This is a genomic window from Deinococcota bacterium (assembly GCA_030858465.1).
Taxonomy (GTDB): Bacteria; Deinococcota; Deinococci; order Deinococcales; family Trueperaceae; genus JALZLY01.
The window spans coordinates 1-3,234 of the sequence record JALZLY010000280.1 but is presented as its reverse complement, the minus strand read 5'-3'; the positions used below and the strand labels follow the sequence as shown (position 1 = coordinate 3,234).

At 67.0% G+C, this 3,234-nt stretch carries 3 protein-coding genes; 2 read left to right on the top strand and 1 reads right to left on the bottom strand.

What is annotated here, in order from left to right; translation table 11 throughout:
• Positions 1–350: DNA recombination/repair protein RecA (locus M3498_14115; protein ID MDQ3460414.1), on the top strand; the 350-nt coding region annotated here is incomplete at its 5' end.
• 2 nt (positions 351–352) lie between these two features.
• Positions 353–2,017, top strand: coding sequence for a ribonuclease Y (gene rny, locus M3498_14110; protein ID MDQ3460413.1), 1,665 nt, complete (start codon positions 353–355; stop codon positions 2,015–2,017).
• 52 nt (positions 2,018–2,069) lie between these two features.
• On the opposite strand, the gene ubiA is transcribed toward rny, so the two are convergent.
• Complete coding sequence (gene ubiA / locus M3498_14105; protein ID MDQ3460412.1) at positions 2,070–2,942, bottom strand: putative 4-hydroxybenzoate polyprenyltransferase; 873 nt, start codon at positions 2,940–2,942, stop codon at positions 2,070–2,072.
• Positions 2,943–3,234 lie beyond the last annotated feature (292 nt).

The following is a 3,234-nucleotide window of genomic DNA, read 5'->3' as shown; positions in this document are numbered from 1 at the left end:
AGGTGGGGCTGGACAAGGTCGGCAACCGCACCCGCGTCAAGGTGACCAAGAACAAGGTCGCGGCGCCCTTTCGCGAGGCCGAGGTGGACATCATGTTCGGCAAAGGCATCGACAAGTTGGGTGACCTTATCTCGATTGCCAGTGACTTGGACATCATCCAGAAGTCGGGCTCGTTCTTCAAGTACGGCGGCGAGACCATCGGCCAGGGCAAGGAGAAGGCCGCTAGCTATCTGAGCGAGAGGCCCGAGGTGATCGACACCATCAGGGCGCAGGTGATGGCGGCCATCAAGGGCGACCCGGCGCGCGTCGGCCGCGCCGGCACAGGCGATGACGACGGGAGCGACTCGTGAGCATGGCGGCGGCGGCGCTGCTTGCCGTCCTGGGCCTGCTCGTCGGCGGTCTCATCGGCTTCGCCTTGCGCCAGCGCCAGGATAGGAGCCTCTTGGGGATCGCCCAGCGCGAGGCGGACGCCCTGCGCGCCCAGGCCGAGGCGGAGACCCGCATCATCCTCCAGCGCGCCGAGAGCGAGAGCGCCGAGCGCCAGGCGCGGGAGCGCAAGGAGCTCGAGTACGAGGCCGAGCGCAGCCGCCAGGCGCTCGAGTTCGAGACGAGCCGCGCCCGCGAGAGCCTGGCCCAGGAGCAGAGCCGCGTGCATGAGGCCATCGAGCGCGAACGGCAGGAGCTGAGGCTCGAGCGCGAGGAGCTGAAGCGCGACCGCGACAAAGCCGACGCTCTAGAGGAGCGCCTGAACCGCCGCGGTGAGCAGCAGGACGCCCGGGCGCTCAAGCTCGACGACATCGAGGAGCGCTTGAGCGCGCGCGCCGAGGCTCTAAAGGCGCGCGAGGACGAGACCCTGGCGAGGGCAGGTGAGATCGACCGCCAGCTCCACGAGATCGCTCAGCTCTCCCGCGAGCAGGCCGCCGAGCTCATCATGGAGCGCCTAGAGCGCGAGCTCGAGCGCGAAAAGGCGGTGCGGGTGCGCGCGGCCGTCGAAAAGGCCGACCTCGAGGCCAAGCGCAAGAGCACCAACATCATCGCCCAGGCCATCCAGCGCAGCGCCTCGGAGGTCTCGGCCGCCATCAGCGTGTCGGTGGTGCCGATTCCCTCGGACGCCATGAAGGGCCGCATCATCGGCCGCGAGGGCCGCAACATCCGCGCTTTCGAATCGCTGACGGGCGTCGATCTGATCATCGACGACACCCCCGAGGCGGTGTTGCTCTCCAGCTTCAACCCCATCCGCCGCGAGGTCGCCAAGCTGGCGCTCGCCGAGCTCGTCGCCGACGGGCGCATCCACCCCGCGCGCATCGAGGAGGTGGTCCAGCGCGCCCAGAGCGAGATGCAGACCTATATCCGCGAGCGCGGCGACGAGGCCGCCCTGGAGGCCAACGTGGTCGGCCTCAAGCCCGGCATGCTCCAGCTCATGGGCCGCATGCACTTCAGGACGAGTTACGGCCAGAACGTCCTCAAGCACTCCGTGCAGGTCGCGCACCTGACCGGCATCATCGCCGCCGAGCTCGGCCTGGACGAGAGCATGGCGCGGCGCGCGGGCCTGCTGCATGACATCGGCAAGGCCATCGACCGCGAGATCGAGGGCACCCACACCGAGATCGGCGCCAACCTGGGCCGGCGCTTCGGCGAGCCCAGCGAGGTCATCGACGCCATCGCCCACCACCACGAGATCGAGCAGGCCGAGACCCTCTACCCCATCCTCGTCCAGGCCGCCGACGCCATCAGCGCCGCTCGCCCCGGCGCCCGGCGCGAGACCTTGGAGACCTATCTGAAGCGGCTCGAGGGCTTGGAGACCATCGCCACCAGCTTTCCCGGCGTCGAGAAGTCCTACGCCATCCAGGCCGGCCGCGAGATCCGCATCATCGTCGAGCCCAGCAAGGTCGACGACGCCTCGGCGGTCCTCTTGGCCCGCGACATCGCCAACCGCATCGAGCAGGACATGGAGTATCCGGGGCAGGTACAGGTGACGGTGGTGAGGGAGTCGCGGGCGGTCGAGTACGCCCGTTAGGCTTTATGAGAGAAACGTTGTGAGAACGTTGTGAGAACATTGTGAGAGGAGTTTAAACGAGCAGGTCCAGGGCAATAGCCAGGAGCATGACCAGGCCGATCCACAAGTTGGCGTTGAAGGACCGCATGACCGCGTCCACCCCGTGCCGGCGCACCAACTGGTGCTCGAGCCAGAGCAGGCAAGCTATGCCCAAGAGGCCCAACGCGTAGGGCCAGCCCGCCCCGGCCAGGGGCAGGGTCAGCGCGAAGAAGAGCCAGGCCAGAGCGTGCGTCCAAGCCGCCATCCTCAAAGCGCGCGCCTTGCCGAAGCGGGCCGGCACACTGTGGATGCCCTGCGCCCGGTCGAAGTCGTAGTCGAGCATGGCGTAGAGGATGTCGAAGCCGGCGATCCACAGGCCCACCGCCGCCCACAGCGCCACCGCGGCCGGCGCAAAGGCGCCCGTCACCGCGATCCAGCCGCCTGCCGCCGCCGCCCCGATGGTGACGCCCAGCCAGTAGTGGCAGAGCCAGCTCAGGTGCTTGAGGTAGGAATAGGCCGATAAGAAGAAGACCGCTACCGGCAGGAGCGCCAGGGTGAGCGGGTTGAGCGCCCAGCCCGCCACGCTCAAGGCCGCGAAACCCAAGAGCGCCAGGACGAGGCCGTCGCGTTTGCCGAGCCTACCCGTCGGGATCTCGCGCGTGGCCGTCCGCGGGTTTCTCGAGTCGATCTCGGCGTCGATCACCCGGTTTAAGGCCATGCTGGCGGTGCGCGCCCCGACCATCGCCAGGTTGATCCAGAAGAACACCTCCCAGCCCGGCCAGCCCCGCGCCGCCAAGAGCATGCCGCCGTAGGCGAAGGGCAGGGCGAAGAGGGTGTGCTCGAACTTGACGAAGTCCAGATAGGTCTTTAGCCTTCGCCGCCGTTTGGGAGGTTGGGCCAAGCTCACCTTTTTACGCTACCACGCAGGTGTTTGACCATCCGACCTCAACCCTACAGTCACCTCCCTAAGTCACCAACGGCTTAAGTCATCAACGGCTATGGGCCTACCAAACCCCCGCCCCCTCGAGCTCCCGCTTGAGCTTCTCCCAACCCCGTGCCCTATCACCCATCAGAAACCGCAAGCTCACCGTTCGCTCAATTCAAGGACTGCTTCTAGAGAATGTGGAGCAAAGCGCGAGTAGAGGTCAGGCGAGAGGCCCAACAGCGTCAAGATACGCGCTTGCACCTTGTTTAGAGGC

Excerpts from the sequence above, each read along its gene's own strand:
- rny (MDQ3460413.1), top strand. The coding sequence starts at position 353 with ATGGCGGCGGCGGCGCTGCTTGCCGTCCTGGGCCTGCTCGTCGGCGGT.